Annotated in this window: 1 protein-coding gene and 1 pseudogene; one reads left to right on the top strand and one right to left on the bottom strand. The window is 74.6% G+C overall.

Annotated elements, in window-relative coordinates:
• The first annotated feature begins 248 nt into the window (after window positions 1-248).
• The gene (gene nifV, locus FREUN1FDRAFT_RS38915; protein ID WP_006545950.1) at window positions 249-1,397 is read left to right on the top strand and encodes a homocitrate synthase; all 1,149 of its coding nucleotides are present in this window, start codon (window positions 249-251) and stop codon (window positions 1,395-1,397) included.
• 52 nt (window positions 1,398-1,449) lie between these two features.
• Here the strand turns inward: nifV and FREUN1FDRAFT_RS38910 are convergent.
• Window positions 1,450-2,260: pseudogene (locus FREUN1FDRAFT_RS38910) on the bottom strand (serine/threonine protein kinase); the annotation flags it as partial.

Raw genomic sequence — 2,260 nt, 5'->3', positions numbered from 1 at the left:
CCCGCGCCGGCGGCGGGCGTGCCGCGGCGCGCCCCAGGACGGGATTTTTCCTTCGCACCATCCAGGAATTTCCTGCCGAAAAAGGTAAGCCTCACCGCGGCGACCATCCTGTTAACCTCGCCGCTACCGTGCGACCCACGCGCGAAATCGGCGCGGCATAAGGTCTCCGACGATTTCGGCCTCCTGGTTGCCGCGAACACCAGCCCCCGTCGGGTATTTCACAGCCGCCGAAAGTGCCGGTGACCGTTATGGAAGTCAGGTTCTGCGACACCACTCTGCGTGACGGAGAGCAGACCCCGGGAGTCGCCTTCACCGCCGAGGAGAAGGTCGCGATAGCCGTCGCGCTCGACGCCGCCGGCGTACACCAGATCGAGGCGGGGATCCCCGCCATGGGCCCGGGCGAGATCGAGGTGCTGCGCCGCGTCGTGGGCGCCGTCGAGCGTGCCGGGGTGGTCGCCTGGTGCCGGGCCGACCAGCGCGACCTCGACGCGGCCGTCGCCAGTGGCGTCAGTGCCGTCCACGTGACCATCCCCGCCTCCGACCTGCATCTTCGGGTCAAGCTGGGCAAGACCCGAGCATGGGCCAGGGAGCGGATCACCGCCTGCGTACGTGACGCCGCCGACCGGGGGCTGCTGGTCAGCGTCGGCTTCGAGGACGCCTCCCGCGCCGACGACGCCTTCGTCACCGACCTGGCCGGGGAACTGCGCGGCATGGGCGTGACCCGGTTCCGCTGGGCCGACACCGTCGGCGTGGCCAACCCGATCGCCCTGCACACCCGCCTGCGGACCCTGGTCGAGGCGGTCCCGGGGCCCTGGGAGATCCACGCCCATGACGACTTCGGGCTGGCCACCGCGAACACCATCGCCGCCGTGCAGGCCGGGTTCACCTGGGTGAGCACCACCGTCACGGGCCTCGGTGAGCGCGCCGGCAACGCGCCGATCGAGGAGGTCGCGATGGCGCTGCGGCACCTGCTCGAGCTCCCCGTCGAGCTGGACACCGCGGCGTTCCGCCCGCTGGCCCGCCTGGTCGCCGGCGCCGCGCGCCGCCCGCTGCCCGCGGGGAAGGCCGTCGTCGGGGACGAGGTGTTCGACCACGAGTCCGGCATCCACGTGCACGGTGTGCTGCGCGCGCCGGCGACCTACGAACCGTTCGACCCGGCGGAGGTCGGGGCGTCACGCCGGCTGGTGCTGGGCAAGCACAGCGGACGGGCGGCCGTGCGCCACCTGATGGACCGCCACGGCATCGACGCCCCCGACGAGGACCTCGAGCCCATCGTCGGACTCGTCCGGGCGCACGCCACCACCCACAAGCAGCCGCTCAGCGGCGACGACCTGCGGGCGCTGGTCCGCCGGGTGGCAACCGGACGCACCGCTCCCCCGGCGGCCCCGCGCGGCTGACGGCCCACCGCCCGGCCCGCGCCGCGGCCGAGGGAGCAGCGCGGGCTCCGGTTCAGGGTCCGGGACGGAAGGTGGCGGTCACCTGCCGGACCAGCTGCTCGTGCTGCGGCCACTGGTCCTCGGGCACCCGCCAGCGCATCGCGTAGCCGTGGCCGTTGCGCACGACGGCGACGTCCACGGTGCGCACCGTCCGGCCACGAGACGTCGAGGTGAACTCCCAGATCGCGGCGGATGTGCCGTCGGCACCGTCAGCCGGGCGGATCGACACCCGCCGGTAGTCGGGGCTGTCACGCGCCACACCGGCCTCCAGCTCCTGCCAGGCGCCGATCGCGGACGGGCCGGCGGTGGGCCGAACCTCCACCAGCAGCTCCGGGAAGCCCTCGGCGGCGGCGAACGTCTCCTTCGTCGGCGCGCGGCCGGCGGAGCGCCAGCCCGCCGGCACCGCGACCGACCAGCCGGCCACGCCGCTGCGCGACGTCAGGCCCGCCGGTGCCTGCACCGGGTCGGTCGAGCTCGGGATCACGGTTCCGACCTGGTCCAGCGCGACAGCACCACCCGACCCAGCCGGAACCGTCGGAGTCACCGTCGCCCCTGTCGTCGCCGACGCGGACGCCGGCGACCGGCCCGGTGTCGTCGTGCCGGAGCCCGCGTCGGTGGCGGAGTCGGTGCCGGCGCGTCCGCCGAGGGTGGCGGCGGTGCCGGGAGTGGCGGCGGTGGGCCCGGCCGTTCCATCCGGCCCGCTCGTGAGCACCACGCCGAGGCCGGCCAGTCCGCCGGCCAGAAGCACCACGAGGACGACCGCCAGCACCACGGAACGGCGGGTCCGTCGACCCGCCGCCGGCCGTGCACCGGCCACCGCGGCC

The sequence above is a fragment of the Parafrankia sp. EUN1f genome, from assembly GCF_000177675.1.
Lineage (GTDB): Bacteria > Actinomycetota > Actinomycetes > Frankiales > Frankiaceae > Parafrankia.
This window is presented reverse-complemented; position numbering and strand designations above follow the sequence as displayed.

Excerpts from the sequence above, each read along its gene's own strand:
- nifV (WP_006545950.1), top strand. The coding sequence starts at position 249 with ATGGAAGTCAGGTTCTGCGACACCACTCTGCGTGACGGAGAGCAGACC.